The sequence below is a fragment of the Psychrobacter sp. CX5 genome (genome assembly GCF_057621535.2).
Genome location: NZ_CM177735.1, coordinates 1639011 through 1663120, shown reverse-complemented (window position 1 = coordinate 1663120; position 24110 = coordinate 1639011). Strand labels below are relative to the sequence as shown.

At 42.3% G+C, this 24110-nt stretch carries 16 protein-coding genes, 2 tRNA genes and 3 rRNA genes; 5 read left to right on the top strand and 16 right to left on the bottom strand.

Translation table 11 applies throughout. The annotated features are described in order from the left end of the window. The first annotated feature begins 255 nt into the window (after positions 1-255). From dapA to AC21OG_RS06430, 4 genes are all read left to right on the top strand, one after another. Positions 256-1164, top strand: coding sequence for a 4-hydroxy-tetrahydrodipicolinate synthase (dapA, locus tag AC21OG_RS06445; protein WP_486547624.1), 909 nt, complete (start codon positions 256-258; stop codon positions 1162-1164). Positions 1165-1422: 258 nt separating this feature from the next. Further along, positions 1423-1761, top strand: coding sequence for a hypothetical protein (locus AC21OG_RS06440; protein WP_487378027.1), 339 nt, complete (start codon positions 1423-1425; stop codon positions 1759-1761). A gap of 299 nt (positions 1762-2060) precedes the next feature. After that, positions 2061-2780 (top strand): phosphoribosylaminoimidazolesuccinocarboxamide synthase, encoded by a 720-nt coding sequence (purC, locus tag AC21OG_RS06435; protein WP_486547626.1) that lies wholly within the window; start codon positions 2061-2063, stop codon positions 2778-2780. A 192-nt stretch (positions 2781-2972) separates the two neighbouring features. Further along, positions 2973-3284 carry a YqfO family protein gene (locus AC21OG_RS06430; RefSeq protein ID WP_486547627.1) on the top strand — a complete coding sequence of 104 codons (312 nt, stop codon included), beginning with the start codon at positions 2973-2975 and terminating at the stop codon, positions 3282-3284. Positions 3285-3345: 61 nt separating this feature from the next. On the opposite strand, the gene yjgA is transcribed toward AC21OG_RS06430, so the two are convergent. The 16 genes from yjgA to AC21OG_RS06350 form a co-directional block, all read right to left on the bottom strand. Then, positions 3346-3855: a ribosome biogenesis factor YjgA gene (gene yjgA / locus AC21OG_RS06425; protein ID WP_486547628.1), complete on the bottom strand. Its 510-nt coding sequence runs from the start codon at positions 3853-3855 to the stop codon at positions 3346-3348. 33 nt (positions 3856-3888) lie between these two features. After that, positions 3889-4833 (bottom strand): RNase adapter RapZ, encoded by a 945-nt coding sequence (rapZ, locus tag AC21OG_RS06420; protein ID WP_487378040.1) that lies wholly within the window; start codon positions 4831-4833, stop codon positions 3889-3891. Positions 4834-5005: 172 nt separating this feature from the next. After that, on the bottom strand, positions 5006-5872 hold the full coding sequence (gene panC / locus AC21OG_RS06415) for a pantoate--beta-alanine ligase (protein ID WP_487378028.1): 867 nt from the start codon (positions 5870-5872) through the stop codon (positions 5006-5008). Positions 5873-5901: 29 nt separating this feature from the next. Beyond that, on the bottom strand, positions 5902-6714 hold the full coding sequence (panB, locus tag AC21OG_RS06410; RefSeq protein WP_487378029.1) for a 3-methyl-2-oxobutanoate hydroxymethyltransferase: 813 nt from the start codon (positions 6712-6714) through the stop codon (positions 5902-5904). Between the two features lie 149 nt (positions 6715-6863). After that, positions 6864-7349: a 2-amino-4-hydroxy-6-hydroxymethyldihydropteridine diphosphokinase gene (folK, locus tag AC21OG_RS06405; RefSeq protein WP_487378041.1), complete on the bottom strand. Its 486-nt coding sequence runs from the start codon at positions 7347-7349 to the stop codon at positions 6864-6866. Between the two features lie 169 nt (positions 7350-7518). Beyond that, positions 7519-9705 (bottom strand): polynucleotide adenylyltransferase PcnB, encoded by a 2187-nt coding sequence (gene pcnB / locus AC21OG_RS06400; RefSeq protein ID WP_487378030.1) that lies wholly within the window; start codon positions 9703-9705, stop codon positions 7519-7521. 136 nt (positions 9706-9841) lie between these two features. Further along, positions 9842-10447: a rhomboid family intramembrane serine protease gene (locus tag AC21OG_RS06395; protein ID WP_486547632.1), complete on the bottom strand. Its 606-nt coding sequence runs from the start codon at positions 10445-10447 to the stop codon at positions 9842-9844. A gap of 118 nt (positions 10448-10565) precedes the next feature. After that, positions 10566-11591, bottom strand: coding sequence for a 5'-nucleotidase (locus AC21OG_RS06390; RefSeq protein WP_487378031.1), 1026 nt, complete (start codon positions 11589-11591; stop codon positions 10566-10568). A gap of 263 nt (positions 11592-11854) precedes the next feature. After that, on the bottom strand, positions 11855-13144 hold the full coding sequence (locus tag AC21OG_RS06385; RefSeq protein WP_487378032.1) for a TRAP transporter large permease: 1290 nt from the start codon (positions 13142-13144) through the stop codon (positions 11855-11857). Then, the gene (locus AC21OG_RS06380) at positions 13141-13668 is read right to left on the bottom strand and encodes a TRAP transporter small permease (RefSeq protein ID WP_487378033.1); all 528 of its coding nucleotides are present in this window, start codon (positions 13666-13668) and stop codon (positions 13141-13143) included. Before AC21OG_RS06380 ends, AC21OG_RS06385 begins: the two co-directional genes overlap by 4 nt. 20 nt (positions 13669-13688) lie before the next feature. Next, on the bottom strand, positions 13689-14786 hold the full coding sequence (locus tag AC21OG_RS06375; RefSeq protein WP_487378034.1) for a TRAP transporter substrate-binding protein: 1098 nt from the start codon (positions 14784-14786) through the stop codon (positions 13689-13691). Positions 14787-15179: 393 nt separating this feature from the next. Then, positions 15180-15293: ribosomal RNA gene (gene rrf / locus AC21OG_RS06370) — 5S ribosomal RNA — on the bottom strand. 151 nt (positions 15294-15444) lie between these two features. Further along, a 23S ribosomal RNA gene (locus AC21OG_RS06365) occupies positions 15445-18298 on the bottom strand. A 347-nt stretch (positions 18299-18645) separates the two neighbouring features. Next, positions 18646-18721 (bottom strand) — tRNA-Ala (locus AC21OG_RS06360). Between the two features lie 99 nt (positions 18722-18820). Continuing rightward, positions 18821-18897, bottom strand: a tRNA-Ile gene (locus AC21OG_RS06355). Between the two features lie 68 nt (positions 18898-18965). Next, a 16S ribosomal RNA gene (locus AC21OG_RS06350) occupies positions 18966-20501 on the bottom strand. Together the 16S, 23S and 5S rRNA genes with 2 tRNA genes alongside form the textbook arrangement of a ribosomal RNA operon. 1630 nt (positions 20502-22131) lie before the next feature. On the opposite strand from AC21OG_RS06350, the gene thrS reads away from it, so the two are divergent. Next, the gene (gene thrS, locus AC21OG_RS06345; RefSeq protein WP_486547952.1) at positions 22132-24045 is read left to right on the top strand and encodes a threonine--tRNA ligase; all 1914 of its coding nucleotides are present in this window, start codon (positions 22132-22134) and stop codon (positions 24043-24045) included. Positions 24046-24110: the final 65 nt, after the last annotated feature.

The window sequence follows — 24110 nt, the reverse complement described above, 5'->3', positions numbered from 1 at the left end:
CATGGTATCACTAATCACCAATTAGACGTAAAATAGCTTAATGATTGCGGTAGGGGGAATGTGCTACACTATTTGCATCCGCAAATTCCCAGATTAGTTTAGAATATGTTGAATGATTAACAGACATATAAATTAAAATAACTTTAAATGACAGAACGAACGCTCATGCCGCAAATTTTGGCAACATTTTCATTGAAATATAGTTTAAATAACAGTTTAGATTACAGTATACAATTGATTTAACAAGGCGATATTATGAGTAACCCCTATTCTGATTTCCAGTCGCAATTACAAGGCTCAATGGTAGCCCTTGTAACTCCTATGCATGCTAATGGAGAGGTTGATTATCCCCGCCTAGCAGATTTAATCGATTGGCAGATTGAACAAGGTACACATTGCTTAGTGGCCGTGGGTACAACTGGCGAATCTGCCACTTTGTCTATGCAAGAGCACAGCGATGTGATTCGATTTTATGTCAATCATGTAAAAGGTCGTGTGCCCGTTATAGCCGGTACAGGAGCAAATAATACCAAAGAGGCCATTCATCTGACGTCCGAGGCAAAAGACGCTGGGGCTGATTGTGCTTTATTGGTAGCGCCTTACTACAATAAGCCAACTCAAGAAGGGTTATACCAGCATTACAAAGCCATTGCTGAAGCGGTAGATATGCCTCAAATGCTTTATAATGTGCCTGGTCGTACAGTGGTAGACATAGCTCAAGAAACGGTTGAACGTTTGGCCGATATTGACAATATTGTGGCTATCAAAGATGCGACTGGATCGGTTGAACGAGGCAAATTACTTATCGAAGCGTTAGGCGATCGTATGGTTGTCTTGTCTGGCGATGATGGTACCGCCCTTAAGCTAATGCCATATGGCGCAAAAGGTAATATCTCCGTCACTGCCAATATTATTCCTAAGGCCATGAGCGACATTTTTAGCACAGCTCTAAAAGGTGATTATGATACCGCTCAAAAAGCGCACGACCTTATCGAGCCACTACATAAACTTATGTTTATAGAATCAAGTCCAATACCGGTTAAATATGCCCTCAATAAAATGGGTATCATTGAAAAGGGCATACGTCTGCCTTTAGTTTGGTTAGATCGTAGATTCCATGATGATGTGGATGCTGGTCTGAGAACAGCAGGTTTGATCTCATAGATCATTTATTTTATTGTTCTTCATTAACTATAGGTATACGTGAATACAAGTCGTTTATTACTAGGACTTACGCATATAGCAATATTTAAACATATGAGCGACTGGAAATTATTTATAAATCGTCCGGCTTTCTTATTTAGGCAGTGCCAATGAATGATAGCCAGTCACTCATATTTTAGTTCTGCGTCAGTCTTAATTACCTATTCACTAGATTTTTGATTATTGCATTAAATAGCAAACGACTCATAAGGATAATCCATGCAACAGTTTGACTTACATCAAGGCTCTAATACGGCTCTTCGCAAAGGCGTTCAGGCTTTCATGGTGAGTGTGAAAGTTATTGGCTTGACCAGTATTATCGCTTTAACAGGTTGCCAAGCCACTAGTAACTTTTTTGGTAAGTTTGATAATGGCAGCTTGAAGTATCAAGAAGCAAAAAAGCTTGAGCCCATTGAGCTGCCCGCAGAACAAGAAACAGCACCTTTCACCCCTCTTTATCCAACGCCCGCTGTGGGTGTGAATACACTGGATCTTGAGAATGACTCTGGTAATCGCTATGAGTTACCACCACCTTATCGTCAAGTACCTGCCAATTAATAATTAAATTAACCCATTAATTATCGTGATTACCCATTAATTGTCATGATTAATATAAATATGGGGTTATGTTTAAGTGTATTGTTTTCAATTGGGAATGCTTAGCCCTTACTAGAATAGCCCTTATAAAATAGTTTTAATTTATTGTTATAGACTGACGTTTAATAGCGTTGGTCTCAAAATTCTATATTCATATTTATTTTTTAAATATCATTACTCTTTAAACCCTTTCAACCTTTTTAAAAACTTTAGCTAATGTGACGCTTATTAAACATAGCTATAGGCATAGGACCTAAATCATGCAACTTCAAAAACAAGATCTTCTTTATAAAGGTAAGGCTAAATCAGTTTATGAAACTGAAAATGCAGATTATCTGATTCTTCATTTTCGAGACGATACGTCAGCTTTTAATGGCGAGCGCGTAGAACAATTAAACCGTAAGGGTCAAGTCAATAACCGTTTTAATGCCTATATTATGCAAAAACTTGAAGAGGCAGGCATTGAGACTCACTTTGAAAAGCAGCTTTCACAAGATGAAGTGTTGGTGAAGCGCTTACAGATGATTCCTGTAGAGTGTGTGGTACGAAACTTTGCGGCAGGTAGCTTAGTACGTCGTCTTGGTTTAGAAGAAGGCCAAAAGTTAACCCCGCCTACTTATGAGTTATTCTTTAAAGATGATGCACTAGGTGATCCAATGGTCAATGAATCATTGTCAGTCTCATTAGGCTGGGCGACTGAAGAACAGTTAGCAACTATGAAAGAGCTAACCTTTAAAGTCAATGAGGTGTTACAAGAGATCTTCGATGCAGGTGGCTTAATGCTGGTTGATTTCAAGCTCGAATTTGGCGTTTTCCATAATCGTATTATCCTTGGTGATGAGTTTTCACCAGATGGCTGTCGTATTTGGGATAAAGAGACCAAGAAAAAGTTAGACAAAGACCGTTTCCGCCAAAGTCTTGGTGACGTTATTGAGTCTTATGAGGAAGTCGCACAACGTATTGGCGTTCCTATTGATTAGGTTAGATCTTTGATGTGATGTCGATTACTCGTTTTGTCTTATTGCTCTAATAAAATTGTATTGTGCTAATTGTACATTGCTGACTGTGATCAAATTATAGTCAGCTTTCTTAACAGTGGTTTTTGGTCAGACACACAGCTTTTAATAAGACACACATCATTTCACCCAGTATTTTAACTCGGGCCTGTTGCCATGTATAAATTGACTGTTTTTATTCCGGATACTGCGCTAGATGACGTGAAAGACGCCTTATTTTCGGCAGGGGCTGGTCATATTGGAAATTATTCTAATTGCTGTTGGCAGGTTCAGGGAACCGGTCAATTTATGCCACTTGAAGGTAGCCAACCCCATATTGGACAACAAAACAATGTTGAAAAGGTGACTGAGTGGCGAGTTGAAATGGTGGTTGCTGAAGAGAACATTCATCGTGTCATAGATATATTAAAGCAGGCTCATCCTTACGAGACGCCTGCTTATGATGTTATCAAATTGTTAGATATATAAGTCTATAGGTTGTTATAAGATTAACGGCTATTAGATTAGCTTTTTTTTAGAGCCACTGTTATTAGTTCAATTGCGTCAATATAGCCACTTCTTTAATATAGCTTTTTAAGTCATTTTCAGATTCGAGTAACAGCTCATCATCATTCATGTGCTTAGCATATTCTATCCACAGTAGTAGTTGATAGACACTGTTGCGCTCAGCAGCTTTAAACTGTTGGCAAAATTGCTTTAACGTGCTTTCATCGTTAAAGTTAAGTCGAGTAAACCAACCTTCAATCTTAGCCGCTTGCTCATTGCTAAAGCGCGTCTGAAACAGCGCATCTACTAACGCATGGCGATCTTCTTCACTAATCAGTTTACCCACCCGTTTAATCTGACGGTTACGCGCAGTGGGACTGGTAATATCAGTGAGTGTCATAAGCTCTGCTAAAAAATACTCGCTGGCAGGTAGTTTCTTCATTTGTTTTTTTGATAAGCCAGCCAAAGGCACAGACAGTTTCTGCAAACGCTCGTGGGCTTTTTTAAGCTCTGTACGCGATACGCGCATATCGTGTTCGGACCAATCAATCATAAAACTCTCAAATTAATAATAAAGATTAAAACGCTAAGCACTCCAATGGGCTTTTTCACGATGCTTAACTGTCATTTTTAGTTCTGAAGGTAAGTTATTTGAAAGCTTAGCATACAAGGTTTCGGCAATAAATACGGACCGATGCTTCCCGCCCGTGCAGCCAACTGCCACAGTGATAGAATGGCGATTATTATGCAAGAACTCAGGCAACCAGCGGTTTAAAAATTGATAGATATCTTGCAGCAGCTCTTCCACTTCTGGAAATTTAGAAAAGAACACTATCACTTCTGAATCTTTGCCCGTCATGGCGCGAAGTTTTGGTTCCCAATGCGGATTTGGCAGTATTCTGGCATCAAAAACAAAGTCAGCGTCAATAGGAACACCGTATTTAAAACCAAAGGACAGCAAGTTTACCGTCACTTCATTATCAACACCAACATACTCTCTAACTTGATCTTTTAATTGATGAATATTAAGCTGGCTGGTATCGATAATGATGTCTGAATTACTGACAATAGGTCGTAGTGTCTCGGTTTCAATCCGAATGGCACTGGGTAAATTTTTGACTTGTTCTTCAGTCACTGCCATTAACGGGTGTACACGCCGAGAGGCGGCAAATCTAGCCACTAATACTGACTCTTGCGCGGTCACGTACATCACCTTAATGCTACCCGCGCCATAGCTATTTACCAGCTCATCCTTTATTGAAGAAAAGCTTGAGCTATCGGCACGCAAGGTACGAATATCGACACCGAGAGCTAACTTATGAATAGCACCATCTTTGATCAGCTTAGCAATAGCATCGGGTACTAACGACAATGGCATATTGTCAATGGCATAATACCCCAAGTCTTCTAGGATATGCAGCACAGAGGTTTTACCTGACCCTGAACGACCAGAAACAATTATTATGCTCACAGTCGCCTTCTTTAGGACTACTTGCTGCTCAATTGCGTTACCGACTGCGCCCTTATTCATTGACATGAGGATCTCCAAAATCCATTATGACACTAGCACATTAACCATAGGGTCTGTTTGATCATTCTCCACATAAGCTCAAAAGCGGTAAGGCTTTGAGATTTATTTAATACTCAATGAGCATTCATCGAACAGACTCTAAATGATGATCTTAAAATTCTCGGGTTACGTTTTAATCAATAAGGTCTATTTCTTGATTATCTAATAACCGGGCTTTACCCAACCAGGCGGCAACGGCTATCACCCACTTTTTCTCAGTATCAAAGTTGGTTATTTGAGTTAAGTCTCGATTTAGAACGTCTAGATAATCTACTTTATAACCTAGACTCTCAATACTGACAATAGATTGCGAGACTAAAGTTTGTAACTCTTTACTACTTTTAGCCTGACCCTGTATCAATTTGTCGGCTAGCTTTTTTATTTCTCGATTAAGCATTGGCGCTATTTGACGCTCATCTGCACTTAAGTATTGATTGCGTGAAGATAGAGCTAAGCCATCCTCTGCACGTACAATAGGGCCCCCTAAAATTTCTATCTCATAACTTAAGTCACGAACCAGTTGTTTGATAATCGCCAATTGTTGGTAATCTTTTTTGCCAAATACCGCTATATCTGGCTGCATAATATTAAACAGTTTAGTCACTACAATACCTACCCCATCGAAGTGAGTCGGTCTTGATTTCCCGCATAGCTGTTGACTAATACCGCCTGCTAAAACTTGTGTTGGTGGTGGCATAACGGGATACATCTCAGCAACTGTCGGTGCAAATATATAATCCACCCCTGTTTGTTTAAGCTTAGCGGTATCTTCGTCCAATGTGCGAGGATAGCTGTCTAAATCCTCACCAGGACCAAACTGTGTAGGGTTCACAAAAATACTAACAATAACGATATCAGCATGCTGTTTTGCGAGCGTCACTAATGATATATGCCCATCATGCAGATTTCCCATGGTTGGCACAAGGGCGATCTTATTATCTGCTCTAAGTGGCTGTAATGTCTCACGTAACTCTTTTATTGAACTAAATGTCACGGTCATATTAAGCATCCAAAAATAAACTTAGGTTCCTAATTAAATTGATGCTGAGGCTGGGGGTAGCTTCCCTCTAAAACGGACTGATGATATAGCGCAAAAGCGCCTTCAACACTTCCCGCATGATCGCCTTGTTGATTACGCTCATCTGTTAAGAAATCGTGCACAAACCGTGCTGTTCTTCCATGTGTGACACCTAGCATATCGTGCATTACCAATACTTGACCATCCGTATCTGATCCGGCACCAATACCAATCACAGGCACCTCAATAGCTTCCGTAACGGCTTTAGCCAGCGGTGCTGGAACACACTCTAACAGTATAATGGCAGCCCCTGCTTCTACGACTGCCTTGACATCATTCATAAGCTTGCTGGCACTGTCTTCGGTTTTCCCTTGAACTTTATAGCCACCAAACACGTTGACGGATTGAGGTGTTAGTCCCAAGTGCACACAAACAGGCGCCCCTGCACGAGTTAAAGTAGTCACTAACTCACTGAGCTCAGCACCCCCTTCCAATTTGACAACATGAGCTCCAGCTTGCATGACTTGCCGAGTATTGGCAATGGCATCCTCAATAGTGACATAACTCATAAAAGGTAGGTCAGCTAATATAAGTGCATGTTTATTACTTCGGGCAACATTTCTCGTATGATACACAATATCTGCAACAGTTACTGGCAGCGTAGAGTCATTACCCTGAACGACCATGCCCAAGCTATCACCGATTAAGATAGCATCAATCTCTGCTTTATCCATCATCTTAGCAAACATAGCATCGTAACATGTCAAGCAGCTGAATTTACGACCCTCTTTTTTGTATTTTTTTAAGGTAGATAACGTAATCATAGTGGGTCATCCCGAAGTAAGTATAGGGGTAAAATAAATGTTTTAAACATCGATTAGGATTTAATAGGTTTTAAAAAGGATATTTCTGGCAGAATAAAAGACCAAAGAACAAGGCGTAAAACAGGTGTAAAGTTAAAGAGTAGACAGAACTACAGTTTAGTCAGTCCAGACCAGTTATGACTCTGTTTGTATTCAGTTATTCGCTTTCCTGCAATTTTTAACTCGGGGTTTAGCTCGGCTAGCGGTATCAAAACGAAATTACGCTCTGTTACTCCAGGGTGGGGCACCGTTAACGTCGGAGTAGACATTATCTTATCCGCATATAATAGGATATCGACATCTAGACTACGCTCGCCCCAGTGACGCACCCGCACCCGCTGTGCCTGTTGCTCAAGCAATTGGGACAGCGACAATAAGTCTTGAGGTGATAAACAGGTATCAATCTCTATAACAGCATTGATAAAATCTGGCTGGTCTTGTGGGCCCAATGGCTTAGAAGCATACAATGACGATGTACGTACGTGACTGATACTGGGATGGGCCTTTAAATACTCAAGTGCGTTTTGAATATGGTCCTTGGGTGTGCCTAACTCATTACTGATATTGCCCCCTACCCCAAGATAACACTGATACATATTGTCAGATAAAGAGTCTTTATCCATTATGTAATCTGCCTTCATTCAATTTAATACCATTGATAGTTATAGCGAATCCATAAATTAACCTATCGAAGAAGGCTACGAACGCTGTAAATAAGAGATTCAGTGAGCCTGACAAAGATAAGTTATTTTATATAAAAAGGTATTACACACCTTCACTGACGTTCTTTTTTTCGCTAACACTTAAAGTAGAGCTCGGCAGTCGGCGGCGTCGAGTAGCCGGTATTCGATCACTTTTAGTGATAAGCTTGTCAGCAACTGAAGCCTTATCCTTATCCGCTACGATAGATTCTGATTTAGTACTATTAGCTGTCTTATTCGTCTTAGCTGGCTTTTTAGTGTTCACAGATGGGGCAACCGTTTTGCTATCCTTCACCTGCCTGCTATTTGAGTCCGCTTGGTTATCCGACTTAATGTCACCAGTCGATTGCTGGAACTGTTGACTACTTTTTTCATCGTCATTTACTTTAGAACTTGCTTTGTGACTAACGTTAGGACTTGCACCATGACCACCTTGTTGACTAGGCTGGCGACGACGACGTTTATTAGGAATAGGCTCAGACTTAGGTAATAAAACCAAGTCAGCTTTCGCTACCAAACCGTCATCTGGAGCATCTCCTATAGATACCGGCTCATTGTTCTTAGTAGCGCGCGAGGTAAACTGTTGCTCTTTTTTCGGCGCTTGCGGTTCCTTTTTATCTTTAGGTTTGTCATTAGGCGCTGGTTGTACTACCTGAGCTTCAATATCGGATTGCTGAGGTACTTGTTTTGCCATTTTATCCGCATTAATGGTAAACAATGGACTTGGTTGATTTTGCGTGTTAGGCGCCTCCCCCGCAAGATTGCCTAATGACAGTTTCTCAAGCTGAGCACGCTCTTGTGCATAGTGGTCTTGATATTTAGCTGATCGGCCACGAGTGTGATCACTTGATGTTTGTTTAGGCGATTTCGATGTTACGTCAGTAGTTTTATGGGTAGCAGATTCAGAATTTGCTGTAGTAGATGAGTTCGAAGTTTGAGACGGATCGGTATGAGCCTCAACATTCCCCTCATTTCTGTTACGTCTGCGATTGCGATTACGACTAGACTTACTGGCACCGCGGCGACTGTCTCCTGCAAAATCATCCATTGCCTGTTGTTTTTGCTTTTCAGACAAAGTCTGATAATTCTGCCACCATTCACCCATGCCATTGGTAGACTCGGATAAAGGATTGGCGTCATCATTACACTGTTCACGTAATAAAAGAAAATCAAAGGCTGCACGAAAACGAGGGTGCTCCGCCAATTGCGGAATTTGTTTGACACGGGGGCTTGCAAGCTTAGGTTGCAACATCCAAATATCACGAATAAATTGTTCTGCGAAACGAGGTATCGCAGTTTTTATACGCTGACGCTCAATAACCTTACTACCCGCTTGAAGCTGCGCATCATGAAAGGGCATGTTCTTTTTCTTAAACTTCGCCAGCTGATACAGATAATTATCCCAAAGAAGAGCCGCATAAAAAAATGCAGGGTTTATACTTTTGCCCTGAGCTATACGTTTATCAGTATTTATAGCCACTTGATTGACCAGTGCCGTGGGTTGTTTAGGCGGATATATAATTAAATGACGTATTGCACCATATTCGAATAATAAAGGCAATAAAGGCACTAAATATCCACCGGTAAACATTTTTTGTGACTCATCGTACAGTCTATGCGGCGACACCTGATCTAATAAAGCCCAATTATCATCGTGGAACTGCTCAGCTAGGGCTGCATCAAACTCAAAGCCTAGTTTTGCCTTAAACCTTAGGGCACGTAACAAGCGTACCGGATCTTCTTCAATACGCACAGGCGCATCGCCTAACAATCTTAACGTTTTATTTTTAATATCATCAAGGGCATTACAAAAATCAAGCACTGTACCCTTAATAGGCTGATAGTACATAGCATTGATAGAAAAGTCGCGACGGGCAAAATCTTGTTCAATAGTTCCCCATACGTTATCACGTACAATCATACCATCACTGGTAGTATGAGCATCTCCATTGGGTGGCGCACGAAAAGTGGCGACCTCAATCATGTCGCGACCTGAGTATACATGCGCCAGCTGAAATCGTCGTCCAATAATACGGCAACGTTTGCCAAATAAGTCTTTTACTTCATGCGGTTTAGCATCAGTTACGGCATCAAAATCTTTAGGGTTTAAACCCATAAGCGTATCACGAACACCGCCACCGACAATATACGCATCAAAACCACCTTTATTCAAAGTGGAAATTACTTCAATAATCGAATTGGGTAAATCCGCCTTACTTAACCCTAACTGCTTGGCTGAACGTTCTGCCATGCATATACTCCCTACAACCAAATCAAAGCCTTGTATTTAGTTCGGTGAATAGTACCGATAATACAAAGCATATATATATGTTAGTGTAACAAATTTTCACTATAAATGCCCAATATACTCTACTTTTACGTCACAACTACCGTTCTAAATAACTATTAGGATAGTAATGTTTGGAATTTGACCCGATTAATAGCCCTACACATAAGCCACCAAAATGGGCGGCGAACGATATGCCTGTCTGCGGCATAAGTCCCTCTTTGAGAATTAACCAATAACTTGCACCCATAACAATGCAGGCGATTAGATAACCCCAACGCCTCGCAAATACCGCACCGCCTATCATATAGCCTAACATGGCAAATATTAGTCCCGACGCCCCAATATGAATAGAAAAGGGTGAGCCTAGACCCCATGTCATCAAACCGGACCCTATAATAAGCTTTACCACAGTACGGTAAGCATTTCGCTCAAAGAGACCGAATAAAAACAATATCTGTGCCAATACTATGGTATTTCCAAAAATATGCGCAAAATTGCCATGCATTGTCCATGACGCTGTCACACCGATCATACTGCCCAAACTTAGTGACCTTGGAACAATCCCTAGCGAGTTCCAAAAATTGAACAACACCGTATTATTTAAGACATACATTACCCACATGGGGATAAATACAAAGCCATACAATCCAAAAACTTGACTAACACGATGCCTTATTAGTGTCAATATCCTCTGCCAATTCATACGCAACGCCATATTATTAATTTAAATCAAAATCAGTTTAGGAAAAATAGGCTTCATCTCTTCAAAGTTTAGACTCATAGTCTAAACTTTTGAGAAGAAGATCAATCAAAGGTTATTTCTATTTATGAGCCAAGTGCCAGGTATGTGAATGAAGCTCTGAGGTTGAGTAATAAGGCACCAATGCTGTAGGTACATAGTGTCTAGCCGCTTCGATATGCTGAACAGAATCATCAAAAAAGATATGAGGCGCAAAGGTTTTTAACACAGACGTCTTCTCCAGTCCTCCCAAAAAGAACGCCATATCGACAGTGACGCCCCATTGCCGTAACGTCTTGATGGCTCGCAGATCAGCTGGAGAATTGCGTGCAGTGACCAAAGCGATTTGAATCGGCGAATGCTCTAACCAACAAGGCAAACGACGTTGTAAATGGGACAATTTTATTAACAAATCAGCATAAGGGCCCTTTTCTATAGGTAAATCTGCCATTTCAGCTTCTCTATCATGAAACGCCTTTAACCCTTTTTGTTTATACAATAATTCTCCAGAATCATCAAACAGTACGGCATCACCGTCAAATGCGATGCGTAATTGTTCTGTATCCAGTTTAAAGGTATTAACTGGTGTGGCATCTAAAATAGCACAGGCACATATTTTGGCATCCGTCACGCTCTGTGCATCTTCTCGGTTTGTTGTTAAGAATAAGTCAACCTTAAAGTCTGCGATATAGTCTGCAATTTTACCGCCAGATATAAAGGCTGAACGGGTAATATTCAAGCCTCTCGCTCGAATAGCATTTAACACTCGGATACCTGTCTCAGGTGAGCTTTTTGAGATAATAACCACCTCGACCAAAGGGGCATTATCGGCATAAATATCAATCTCTTCATCCGGAATACAGTTGTCTTGATCCTTACTGTCGCGATTATATTTATTAAGATTTAATATGGCTTGAATAAGCGGAAAACCTGCCCCTATCTGTAAAGGTTCATTTTCACTTTTTTGCATATAGTCACGGAACAACTGCGCCGCTTGTTGAGGATGGCTGTTTAAAAGCGATTCGCGATATTGCTCTGACTCGGTTAAATCAAACAGTGCAGTGGCTGAAATTGCCACGATAAGTGTATTCGATAAATCTATAGACATTGACGCTAGACCAGGAAAGTTAATTGAATATGTGATAAATAAATTTTTGCTATCAACAATTATATAGGTTATCCCTCTTTAGTGAGTTTAAAAATGTTTCATTCACCCTTTTATACTTTAAGCGCTATGACAGGATAATTTCGTGGTTCGTTATTATGAACGCCTAGATGAAAAAACAAAAACCACACCATTATTTAAATAGTGTGGTCGAAAAACGTGATCGAAAAAGGTAAATGATAACTGACTTGCTGAGTTAGACCGAATTAATTTAATAACACCAAAGATATCGCTGGGAAAGCCACCAGTATAACCAAACGTATTACATCAGAGACAATGAAGGGCGTTACCCCTTTAAACATATCGCCAAGCTTAATATGCGGGGCCATCGCTTTAATAACGAAAATATTCATTCCCATAGGCGGTGTGATTAATCCAAGCTCTACCGTTAGTACAGCCACAATACCAAACCAAACTGGATCATACCCTAAAGCTAGAATAATCGGGAATACCACAGGTATTGTAATTACCAGCATTGCGAGAGCGTCCATAAACAACCCAAGCAAGAAATACATGATTAAAATGCAAATCAGTACAACAAGAGGACTGACGTCTAATGCCCCAATCCAAGTAGCTAACGAATTCGCTATCCTTGAGACCGAGATGAAATATCCTAATGCCTCTGCGCCTAATAGCATAAAGAAAACAACTGCTGATAACGCGAGGGTTTCTATCAAAGATTGCTTTAAGCCTTTGAGACGCATGCCTTTAAATGCCGCATATAGCCATGATGCAAAAGCACCTACTGCAGCGCCTTCAGTTGGGGTAAATAGACCAAAGAATATACCGGCGATAATGATGATAAAAATGAAACTAAACGGTATCAATCCAGTTAAAGAGAAGAACTTAGCCTTCCATGATGTTTTCTCGCCTCGCTCAGCTAAATGAGGCTTCCATCGCACCATAATCATCACGGTAATAGAATACATTACCATACCCAATATACCCGGTAAGAACCCAGCGATAAACATATCACCGACGGACTGTTCGGTTAAGATCGCATAAACAAGTAATGCGATACTTGGTGGAATCATAATACCTAAGGTACCACCGGCTGCTAAAATACCGCAGGCAAAACCCGGGTTATAGCCGTACTTCTCCATTTCTGGTAAAGCAACTCGAGTCATTGTAGACGCCGTCGCCAATGAGGATCCTGAGATAGAAGCGAAGATACCGGAAGACCCAATACCTGCAATCCCAAGACTACCGCGTACCCCTCCGAAAATAGTCCTTGTTGCATCAAATAACTTTCCTGCCATTCCTGAATGGGCGGCAAATACGCCCATTAAAATAAATAAGGGAATAGCACTAAAATCATACTTTGCTAACACATCAGTTGGAATATCTCTTAGCATTTGTAAGGCACTACTTGGGCTAGTCACCGCCCCAAACCCAACAACTCCAACTCCCAACATGGCTAAAGCCACTGGTACTCGTAAACATACCAGTAAAATCATGGCTGCTAAGCCGAATGCACCAATAATTTCTGGACTCATGCGCCTGTCTCCTCGGCGTCATAAAACTCGCCCGTTCTGAAAATATTGATGGATTCATATAAAGATCTATAGGCTAGCAATGCGCTTAAAAATGCACTAAACATAAAGATTGGTGTCATCGAAATTCTTAAATCTTGAGTCACTCTGCCAAACTCAGTGGCATCAATCGCACTTTCATATAATCCCCAGACAAAAATAATGCCCAGAGCAAAATATCCCATCATAAAGGCCCCCATGAGGTAACCTTTTACTTTCTGCGTCATGCCTTGTGTAAAGACATCCACGATTACTTGTGATTTTTCAACATACGCTGCAAAGGCGGCGAGCAATGCAAATAACATCATATAAGAGACAATCTCAACAGTACCTTTGATGGTAAATCCAAGATCGCCATTTGTCAGCTTGAAGACGTATCGGGTGATGACATCCACAATCGTTACCAGCACGATTATGATTAAACTAATACCGCCGATAAACTCACAAATCTTTTTGAGAAAATGGTTAATGCTAGCAAATATCGACATTGTTAATTCCAACCTTTTTATTAAGCTTTACAGGCTGCACTTGCCGCTTTAGCCGCTTCATAAACCCCATCCGCATCCAGACCTAAATCTTTAACATCGTTTAGATACTTTTGAGTCCCTTCTTCTAGTGGACCTTTCCAGTTTGGATCATTTAATGGATCAGGAATTTCGACAAACTCATCCCCCTTCGCTATTGCTGCATTTAAAGCAGTAGAATCATTATCGTCAAATAACTTACCAATTTTCATCGCAAGCTTCATTCCAGAGTTATCATCAATTACTTTTTTCAAATCCTCTGGAAGACCTTCATAAACATTTTTATTCATATTAACCAATAGGCCTGAACTATAAAAAGGAATATTGGTATGATACTTGGTGACTTCATCAATTTTGAATGTTTGAACCGGTTCCCAAGGGAAGCTTACGCCGTCAACGACACCACGTTGTAAAGCAGTATAAATTTCAGTAGCTGGCAATCCAACGGGAGAGGCGCCCATACTTTCAAGAATGTCTCCAGCAACAGCTGAAGGACGACGAATACGCATACCCTTCATATCTTCAGGTGTTCTGATTAATTTATTACTAGTATGTAGCACTCCAGGTCCTACGCCATACATGAACAATACATGAGAGTCTTCGTACTCACTTGCGACCGTGCCATTATCATACAAGGTCTGTAGGATACAACTCATTTGGCTAGCAGATCCAGATAAACCAGGTAGTTCGGCGATCTGAGTTAATGGGAAACGTCCATTTGAATAGCCATGAGCTTGTGACCCAATATCAGCGGTACCTTTAACAGCGGCTTCATAGGTGACATCAGGCTTACTTAAAGTAGCGGAAGGATAGAGCTCAACTTTTAAGCGTCCATTGGATTCTTCTTCAATTGTTTTTGCCCATGGCTCGAATACCCCTTTACTAATTGAGGAGGTCGCCGGCCAAAAATGCGAAAAACGAAGCGTGGTAACTTCGTCAGAGCTCGCCTTACTAGCGGTAGTTTCAGTAGAGGTGTCAGAGGTTGTTGGAGTGTCTGTTGATTCTTCCGAAGATTGATTTGAACAGCCAAAAAGTCCAAACGAAATTAAGAGAGCAGCTGAGAGGGAGGTACGGAGTTTCATTATCAGATCCTTTGATAAATTATAAAACCTATTAATCCTTAATAGGCGTAAAAGAGATATAGTTTTAACTGATAGCTATTAGAAGACTTGTTTAACAAGCTTAAATTATAATAGGCTGTTATTTTTAAAGAATTTATAACGCAATAAATAACTATTAAGTTTTTCTAGACAATAGATACTTTAAATTAAGTTAAAACTATATCATGAAAATAACAACTATACTGATATAAGTCAAATCATTTTATAAAATATAGCTTAATAACTATTTTCACTTTTAACTATTATTTCAATAAGCTAACGGCTAAAAACTATGGACTTAAACTATTGCCTTAAAGCTGACCCAAAGGAAAAAGCCCCCACAACGTAAGTTGCGGGGGCTTTTAGGGTATAGGGAGCTGACGATGACCTACTCTCACATGGGCGAACCACACTACCATTGGCGCGACGATGTTTCACTTCTGAGTTCGAGAAGGGATCAGGTGGTTCCATCGTGCTATTGTCGTCAGCAAAGGGGGTATAGATATGAGTTGGTTAAGTTATTTACTTAACGTTGTATTGACTATAGTATCAAGAACCTGAATCAAGGTTGCTATTCATCAGCAATCATCAGGATGATATCGAAATAATTGGCGACATACTAAAACCACTTGGGTGTTGTATGGTCAAGCCAAACGAGCAATTAGTACAGGTTAGCTACACGCATCACTGCGCTTCCACATCCTGCCTATCAACGTCCTAGTCTTGAACGGCTCTTAAGGGAAATCTAATCTTGAGGTTGGCTTCCCGCTTAGATGCTTTCAGCGGTTATCCAATCCGAACGTAGCTACCGGGCAATGCCATTGGCATGACAACCCGAACACCAGCGGTTCGTCCACTCTGGTCCTCTCGTACTAGGAGCAGATCCTCTCAAATTTCCAACGCCCACGGTAGATAGGGACCGAACTGTCTCACGACGTTCTAAACCCAGCTCGCGTACCTCTTTAAATGGCGAACAGCCATACCCTTAGGACCTGCTTCAGCCCTAGGATGAGATGAGCCGACATCGAGGTGCCAAACACCGCCGTCGATATGAACTCTTGGGCGGTATCAGCCTGTTATCCCCAGAGTACCTTTTATCCGTTGAGCGATGGCCCTTCCATACAGAACCACCGGATCACTAAGACCTACTTTCGTACCTGCTCGACTTGTGGGTCTCGCAGTTAAGCGCGCTTTTGCCTTTATACTCTTTGAACGATTTCCGACCGTTCTGAGCGCACCTTCGTACTCCTCCGTTACTCTTTAGGAGGAGACCGCCCCAGTCAAACTACCCACCATACATTGTCCTCGGTATTGTTATACCTGAGTTAGAACCCCAACATGACCAGGGTGGTATTTCAAGGGTGGCTCCACAAATACTGGCGTATCTGCTTCAAAGCCTCCCACCTATCCTGCACAAGTCAGGTCAAAGTTCAATGTAAAGCTGTAGTAAAGGTTCACGGGGTCTTTCCGTCTAGCCGCGGGTACACAGCATCTTCACTGCGATTTCGATTTCACTGAGTCTCTGCTGGAGACAGCGCTGCCATCATTATGCCATTCGTGCAGGTCGGAACTTACCCGACAAGGAATTTCGCTACCTTAGGACCGTTATAGTTACGGCCGCCGTTTACTGGGGCTTCGATCAAGAGCTTCGCCTTACGGCTTACCCCATCAATTAACCTTCCAGCACCGGGCAGGCATCACACCCTATACGTCCACTTTCGTGTTTGCAGAGTGCTGTGTTTTTAATAAACAGTTGCAGCAGCCTGGTATCTGCGACTGCTAGTAGCTTACACCGCAAAGGGCTTCACCACCAGCAGCGTACCTTCTCCCGAAGTTACGGTACCATTTTGCCTAGTTCCTTCAGCAGAGTTCTCTCAAGCGCCTTGGTATTCTCTACCTGATCACCTGTGTCGGTTTAGGGTACGATTCGTTTATGACTTAAGTTTAGAAGCTTTTCCTGGAAGCATGGTATAGACCACTTCGCCAGTAAACTGGCTTGCTATCAGATCTCAGCATATAACCACCCGGATTTACCTAAGTAGTCTGCCTACATCCTTTCACCTGGACAACCATCGCCAGGCTGGTATAACCTTCTCCGTCCCTCCATCACATCATAAACAAGTATCAGAATATTAACTGATTTCCCATCGACTACGCCTTTCGGCCTCGCCTTAGGGGTCGACTCACCCAGCCCCGATTAACGTTGGACTGGAACCCTTGATCTTCCGGCGTGGATGCTTTTCACACCCATTATCGTTACTCACGTCAGCATTCGCTCTTGTGATACCTCCAGCATGCCTTACAACACACCTTCACAGGCTTACACAACGCTCCCCTACCACTTGAAACATGTTCAAATCCGCAGCTTCGGCTCCTAGTTTGAGCCCCGTTACATCTTCCGCGCGGGCCGACTCGACTAGTGAGCTATTACGCTTTCTTTAAAGGATGGCTGCTTCTAAGCCAACCTCCTAGCTGTCTATGCCTTCCCACTTCGTTTCCCACTTAACTAGGAATTTGGGGCCTTAGCTGGCGGTCTGGGTTGTTTCCCTCTCCACGACGGACGTTAGCACCCGCCGTGTGTCTCCCGGATATCACTCATCGGTATTCGGAGTTTGCATCGGTTTGGTAAGTCGGTATGACCCCCTAGCCGAAACAGTGCTCTACCCCCAATGGTGTTCGTCCGAGGCGCTACCTAAATAGCTTTCGGGGAGAACCAGCTATCACCGAGTTTGATTAGCCTTTCACCCCTATCCACAAGTCATCCCCTGGCTTTTCAACGACAGTGGGTTCGGTCCTCCGGTGCCTGTTACGGCACTTTCAACCTGCTCATGGATAGATCACTCGGTTTCGGGTCTATACCCTGCAACTAAACGCCCTATTAAGACTCGGTTTCCCTACGGCTCCCCTAACGGTTAACCTCGCTACAGAATATAAGTCGCTGACCCATTATACAAAAGGTACGCGGTCACGGATCAAGTCCGCTCCCACTGCTTGTACGCACACGGTTTCAGGTTCTATTTCACTCCCCTCACAGGGGTTCTTTTCGCCTTTCCCTCACGGTACTGGTTCACTATCGGTCAGTCAGGAGTATTTAGCCTTGGAGGATGGTCCCCCCATCTTCATACAGGATTTCTCGTGTCCCGCACTACTTAATATGCTTGCATTTATGTTTCGAATACGGGGCTATCACCCACTATGGCCAGATTTCCCACTCTGTTCTTCTACATAAAATTAAGTCGGCTCCTCCCCGTTCGCTCGCCGCTACTAGGGGAATCTCGTTTGATGTCTTTTCCTAAGGGTACTGAGATGTTTCACTTCCCCTCGTTCGCTTCCTAATAAATTAGGATACCTAACTTACGTTAGGTGGGTTTCCCCATTCAGAAATCTCCGGATCACAGATTATTGCCATCTCCCCGAAGCTTATCGCAGGCTGTCACGTCTTTCATCGCCTCTGACTGCCAAGGCATCCACCATGTGCGCTTAATTACTTGACCATACAACCCCAAAGGGTCTTTAGTCCGCAATTATAACGATATCACCTTGATAATTTACGCTTGATTCAGTTCTCTTTACTTTGTAACCAACCTCTTGGGATAACAACTGATGTCGTTAAAGAGGTTGGTTACTGGTTGATACCTAAACGTGAAAGATTAGGTATCAACCGTATTACAACTCATATCTATGTTTTTAAATAGTAATGACGCTGTCATCCAGTCGTCATATGCTTTCTGTATAAAACAGAAGTAAGTAATTCATTATCTAATAACCTAATAATCACTTAATTCTATTTTATGTCTCTATTCTATCTGTATGCTTTATCTAACTCTATTAGTCTGCAATATGGTGGAGCCAAGGAGAGTCGAACTCCTGACCTCCTGCGTGCAAGGCAGGCGCTCTACCAACTGAGCTATGGCCCCTGAGCGAGGATACAGTCAAAGCACTGCTTTGACCCGAGCGCAAGGAAAATCCTTTAAATAGGATTTTCAAAAAGCTCAGCTTACTCTCATAGTCTAATATGGTGGGTCTGATAAGACTTGAACTTATGACCCCCGCGTTATCAACACGGTGCTCTAACCAGCTGAGCTACAGACCCTGAGCTTTAAAGCTTTAACTAAACCAAAGAACAACTTGTTGTGAATTCTTGCTGACCGGATGCGTCAATAAGGAGGTGATCCAGCCGCAGGTTCCCCTACGGCTACCTTGTTACGACTTCACCCCAGTCATCGACCACACCGTGGTGAGCGCCTCCCCGAAGGTTAGGCTACCCACTTCTGGTGCAATCAACTCCCATGGTGTGACGGGCGGTGTGTACAAGGCCCGGGAACGTATTCACCGCGGCATTCTGATCCGCGATTACTAGCGATTCCGACTTCATGGAGTCGAGTTGCAGACTCCAATCCGGACTACGATAGGCTTTTTGAGATTCGCATCACATCGCTGTGTAGCTACCCTCTGTACCTACCATTGTAGCACGTGTGTAGCCCTGGTCGTAAGGGCCATGATGACTTGACGTCGTCCCCGCCTTCCTCCAGTTTGTCACTGGCAGTATCCTTAGAGTCCCCGGCCTAACCGCTGGTAACTAAGGAAAAGGGTTGCGCTCGTTGCGGGACTTAACCCAACATCTCACGACACGAGCTGACGACAGCCATGCAGCACCTGTATTCTAATTCCCGAAGGCACTCTCGTATCTCTACAAGATTCTAGATATGTCAAGACCAGGTAAGGTTCTTCGCGTTGCATCGAATTAAACCACATGCTCCACCGCTTGTGCGGGCCCCCGTCAATTCATTTGAGTTTTAACCTTGCGGCCGTACTCCCCAGGCGGTCTACTTATTGCGTTAGCTGCGTCACTAAGGGATCAAGTCCCCCAACGACTAGTAGACATCGTTTACGGCGTGGACTACCAGGGTATCTAATCCTGTTTGCTACCCACGCTTTCGAACCTCAGTGTCAGTATGATGCCAGGAGGCTGCCTTCGCCATCGGTATTCCTTCAGATCTCTACGCATTTCACCGCTACACCTGAAATTCTACCTCCCTCTCACCTACTCTAGCCCAACAGTATCAGATGCAGTTCCCAGGTTAAGCCCGGGGATTTCACATCTGACTTATTAAGCCACCTACGCTCGCTTTACGCCCAGTAATTCCGATTAACGCTTGCACCCTCTGTATTACCGCGGCTGCTGGCACAGAGTTAGCCGGTGCTTATTCTGCAGCTAATGTCATCGCATATGGGTATTAACCATATGGTCTTCTTCACTGCTTAAAGTGCTTTACAACCAAAAGGCCTTCTTCACACACGCGGCATGGCTGGATCAGGGTTGCCCCCATTGTCCAATATTCCCCACTGCTGCCTCCCGTAGGAGTCCGGACCGTGTCTCAGTTCCGGTGTGGCTGATCATCCTCTCAGACCAGCTACAGATCGTCGCCTTGGTAGGCCTTTACCCCACCAACTAGCTAATCCGACTTAGGCTCATCCAATAGCGAGAGCGCAAGCGCCCCCTTTTCCCCGTAGGGTGTATGCGGTATTAATACGAGTTTCCCCGTGCTATCCCCCACTACTGGGCAGATTCCTAAGTATTACTCACCCGTCCGCCGCTCGTCATCTTCTAGCAAGCTAGAAATGTTACCGCTCGACTTGCATGTGTTAAGCCTGCCGCCAGCGTTCAATCTGAGCCATGATCAAACTCTTCAGTTTAATCTTGCTATGAAGCTCTTTAAAGAAGCTTCTAAACTTGGCTCATTCTTTTACTAGCAAATTGCTTTTCGTATGTTTCATATAATGAATTAACTTCGAGTTTTTCTGCTTCTAAAGAATGATAATTTTTATAGTTAGTCACTATCTCGAAAAGAGATAGTCCCAACTTTAATTTCTCAGCATCCTAAATCAGCAAAAATCCACACAAGTTGTTCTTTGATTTTAGCTTTTAAATAGTTGACTTATCTTGTCGTCCAAGGTAAGTTATGCAATAGGTAAGATAGGTTAATTACCTCTCTTACTTATCGGGTTATCAAGTATAACATTATTATGATATCTGTCAACCTTTTATTTACTGCATTTTAAATTCTTTCAATAAGTTATCTCGGTTTTAAACTTCTGCTTTCGCTTTCAGTTCTTAACGTCGTTTCCCTTAATGAGGTGCGTATTATAGACGCTTTAATTTGTGTGTCAAGAGTGTTTTACAGTTATTTTTTAGTTATTTTGATTTTCTTCAAACTTCATTCATTTTTAACTGTCTAAATGATGTTTGTTCACTATAAGCTAGTTAACTATATAAGTCTTCTTGAACAGGTGGCGTAGTATATATAGTTTTTGAGTTTGGTCAAGGGGGTGGGAGAATTATTTCAGCAAAAATTGAGTATTGTTTTGATCTGAGATATCCAAAAGGTAAACATCATATTAACTACCCGCTCATCGAATTCTAGTTTATCTATATATAGATAATGGTTAACGTCAACATTTAATTAAGACATCCCTTTCTTAATTAAGATATACGCTTTAATTTGTAATCTTAAACGTGGGTTTCGTTGCACTACACCACACGCTACGTATTTTAGAGGCTAGTGTTAGAGACTATAATATGTATCTGACGCTAGGTCCTATGCAACCTAGCTAATATCTGTTTTTTATTACTCTTCTCGTTACGGCTCTTCTTGTTCTACTTCACTTCTTATTTGCTATCTTTATTTTACCAAGTACCAGCCTTTCGATAACAAATACATGTACTAAGGTATAGACGACAAAAATGGCTAACGCTTCATACCTTGAAAGGTAATCATATATTCTACAATACATGACGCCTGCCATCACTAAAAACCATACCACCTTTAACAAAAGCTCTTTTCTTTGAGTACTTAACAAAACATCCCACCCCCTTCTAAACAACTAAACCATTGGTTTTAGTTGTTATGTGCTATTTAATTTGCTAATTATTCTAAATGAGCGCTTAACTCTAGTCCGTCTTTTTCAATAAGATAACCTTTTTAACACAGACGATAGTAGCAAGAACACGATGTTGCCGCTAGCCCTGATTGCAGCGGATATACTGCATGAGTGAATGAGGTACGATGGCTTAGTTTGGCTAGGCTCGCGAAGCAAGAGACTTGCCAAACGTTAGCCACCGTGTCATTCACTCATGTAGATAGTAGCGAAAAGCAGGAATAGCTATAAAAACGAATACAAAATCCTTTATAATAGGATGAATAACGACTTATAAACTGGCTTTGAGGTCGGTTTTTCTGTTTTAATGGTTGTGTTTGTTATTTTCGTCACAATTATAATGGTGATGAATTTTAATTTATATTATAAATAATTTGGATTTTAGATTATGGTTGCAATTACTTTGCCTGATGGCAGTGTCAAAGAGTTTGAAGGTGAAACTTCAGTCATGCAAGTGGCTGAAAGCATCGGCCCAGGCCTCGCTAAGGCGACGGTTGCAGGACGTGTGGATGGTCAGCTTGTCGATGCAAGTGACCCAATCACCCATGACGCTAAAGTTGAAATTGTGACCCCAAAAGATGCCGACGGTGTGGATATTATTCGTCACTCTTGTGCGCATTTGCTCGGTCATGCGGTGAAGCAGTTGTACCCAGATGTGAAAATGGTCATCGGCCCGGTGATTGAAGAAGGCTTTTATTATGATATCTATAGTGAAACGCCCTTTACCCCTGATGATATGTCGGCGATTGAAAAACGCATGGCAGAACTTATTAAGCAAAATTATGATGTGATCAAAAAGATGACGCCACGTGATGAGGCGATTAAGATCTTTGAAGAGCGTGGTGAGGATTATAAGTTAAAGCTTATCAATGACATGCCAGAGGAAAAAGAATTTGGCTTATACTTCCACCAAGAATATGTGGATATGTGCCGTGGTCCTCATGTGCCAAATACGCGCTTCTTAAAAGTATTTAAGTTGACTAAAATGAGTGGCGCTTACTGGCGCGGCGATGCTAAAAACGAACAGCTCCAACGTATTTATGGTACTGCATGGGCGGATAAAAAAGATCTAAAAGCCTATATTGAACGTATTGAAGAAGCTGAGAAACGTGACCACCGTAAGATTGGTAAGGCTTTAGACCTGTTTCATTTGCAAGAGCAAGCGCCTGGCATGGTCTTTTGGCATCCAAATGGCTGGACCATTTATCAGGTACTTGAACAGTATATGCGGAAAGTTCAGCAGGATAATGGCTACCAAGAGATTAAGACACCGCAAATTGTGGATAGAAGCTTGTGGGAGAAATCTGGACACTGGGAAAACTATGCTGAAAATATGTTTACCACCCATAGTGAAAACCGTGATTATGCCATTAAACCTATGAACTGCCCTTGCCATGTGCAAGTCTTTAATCAAGGGTTACGCTCTTATCGCGATTTGCCGTTACGCTTGGCAGAGTTTGGTTCGTGCCATCGTAATGAGCCATCAGGTGCCTTGCATGGTATTATGCGGGTTCGCGGCTTTACACAAGATGATGCGCACATTTTTTGTACCAATCAACAAATCGGTAAAGAGGCATCTGACTTTATTAAGCTGACCTTGGACGTCTATAAAGACTTCGGCTTTGATAATATCGAAATGAAGCTATCGACGCGACCTGAAAAACGTGTAGGTGCAGACGAGCTTTGGGATGAGGCTGAAAAAGCGTTAGCCGATGCTCTTGATGCGGCTAACCTTGATTGGGAACTGCAAGAAGGCGAAGGCGCATTCTATGGTCCGAAAATTGAGTTTAGCTTACGCGACTCTATTGGCCGAGTCTGGCAATGTGGTACGCTGCAATTAGACTTTAACTTACCGAACCGTTTAGAGGCCCATTATATTAATGAGCAAGGCGAACGTGATACGCCAGTTATGTTGCACCGCGCTATTTTAGGATCCTTTGAGCGCTTCTTGGGTATGCTTATTGAGCATTATGCAGGTTGGATGCCGGTATGGCTATCTCCTCAACAAGTGGTAGTGATGAACATCACTGATAAACAAGCGGAAGCCTGTGACAATGTCGTGTCAGAACTAAAAAATGCAGGTCTGCGGGCTATTAGTGACTTGCGTAATGAGAAGATAGGATTTAAGATACGAGAAAGAACATTAGAGCGTATCCCCTATATGCTAGTATTGGGGGATAAAGAAGTTGAGTCAGGACAGGTTAACGTGCGTACTCGTGAAGGCGAGAACCTAGGTGTCATGTCTGTGACGGACTTTATTGAATTAATACAGAAAGCAGTCGCCCAAAAGGGACGACAATAGTCTTTAACTTTTAATGCTATATGCCAACCTTGTGAAAAGAGTGAACTGCTGCTTTGAACAAGGTT

What these genes read in the sequence shown, in the direction of transcription:
- panC (WP_487378028.1), bottom strand. Translation starts at nt 5,872, where the DNA reads ATGACCGTGACATTTAGTTCAATAAAAGAGTTACGTGAGACATTACAG.
- AC21OG_RS06380 (WP_487378033.1), bottom strand. Translation starts at nt 13,668, where the DNA reads ATGTCGATATTTGCTAGCATTAACCATTTTCTCAAAAAGATTTGTGAG.
- pcnB (WP_487378030.1), bottom strand. Translation starts at nt 9,705, where the DNA reads ATGGCAGAACGTTCAGCCAAGCAGTTAGGGTTAAGTAAGGCGGATTTA.
- AC21OG_RS06395 (WP_486547632.1), bottom strand. Translation starts at nt 10,447, where the DNA reads ATGAATTGGCAGAGGATATTGACACTAATAAGGCATCGTGTTAGTCAA.
- thrS (WP_486547952.1), top strand. Translation starts at nt 22,132, where the DNA reads ATGGTTGCAATTACTTTGCCTGATGGCAGTGTCAAAGAGTTTGAAGGT.
- panB (WP_487378029.1), bottom strand. Translation starts at nt 6,714, where the DNA reads ATGATTACGTTATCTACCTTAAAAAAATACAAAAAAGAGGGTCGTAAA.
- AC21OG_RS06385 (WP_487378032.1), bottom strand. Translation starts at nt 13,144, where the DNA reads ATGAGTCCAGAAATTATTGGTGCATTCGGCTTAGCAGCCATGATTTTA.
- AC21OG_RS06390 (WP_487378031.1), bottom strand. Translation starts at nt 11,591, where the DNA reads ATGTCTATAGATTTATCGAATACACTTATCGTGGCAATTTCAGCCACT.
- dapA (WP_486547624.1), top strand. Translation starts at nt 256, where the DNA reads ATGAGTAACCCCTATTCTGATTTCCAGTCGCAATTACAAGGCTCAATG.
- AC21OG_RS06440 (WP_487378027.1), top strand. Translation starts at nt 1,423, where the DNA reads ATGCAACAGTTTGACTTACATCAAGGCTCTAATACGGCTCTTCGCAAA.
- AC21OG_RS06375 (WP_487378034.1), bottom strand. Translation starts at nt 14,786, where the DNA reads ATGAAACTCCGTACCTCCCTCTCAGCTGCTCTCTTAATTTCGTTTGGA.
- purC (WP_486547626.1), top strand. Translation starts at nt 2,061, where the DNA reads ATGCAACTTCAAAAACAAGATCTTCTTTATAAAGGTAAGGCTAAATCA.
- yjgA (WP_486547628.1), bottom strand. Translation starts at nt 3,855, where the DNA reads ATGATTGATTGGTCCGAACACGATATGCGCGTATCGCGTACAGAGCTT.
- rapZ (WP_487378040.1), bottom strand. Translation starts at nt 4,833, where the DNA reads ATGAATAAGGGCGCAGTCGGTAACGCAATTGAGCAGCAAGTAGTCCTA.
- folK (WP_487378041.1), bottom strand. Translation starts at nt 7,349, where the DNA reads ATGTATCAGTGTTATCTTGGGGTAGGGGGCAATATCAGTAATGAGTTA.
- AC21OG_RS06430 (WP_486547627.1), top strand. Translation starts at nt 2,973, where the DNA reads ATGTATAAATTGACTGTTTTTATTCCGGATACTGCGCTAGATGACGTG.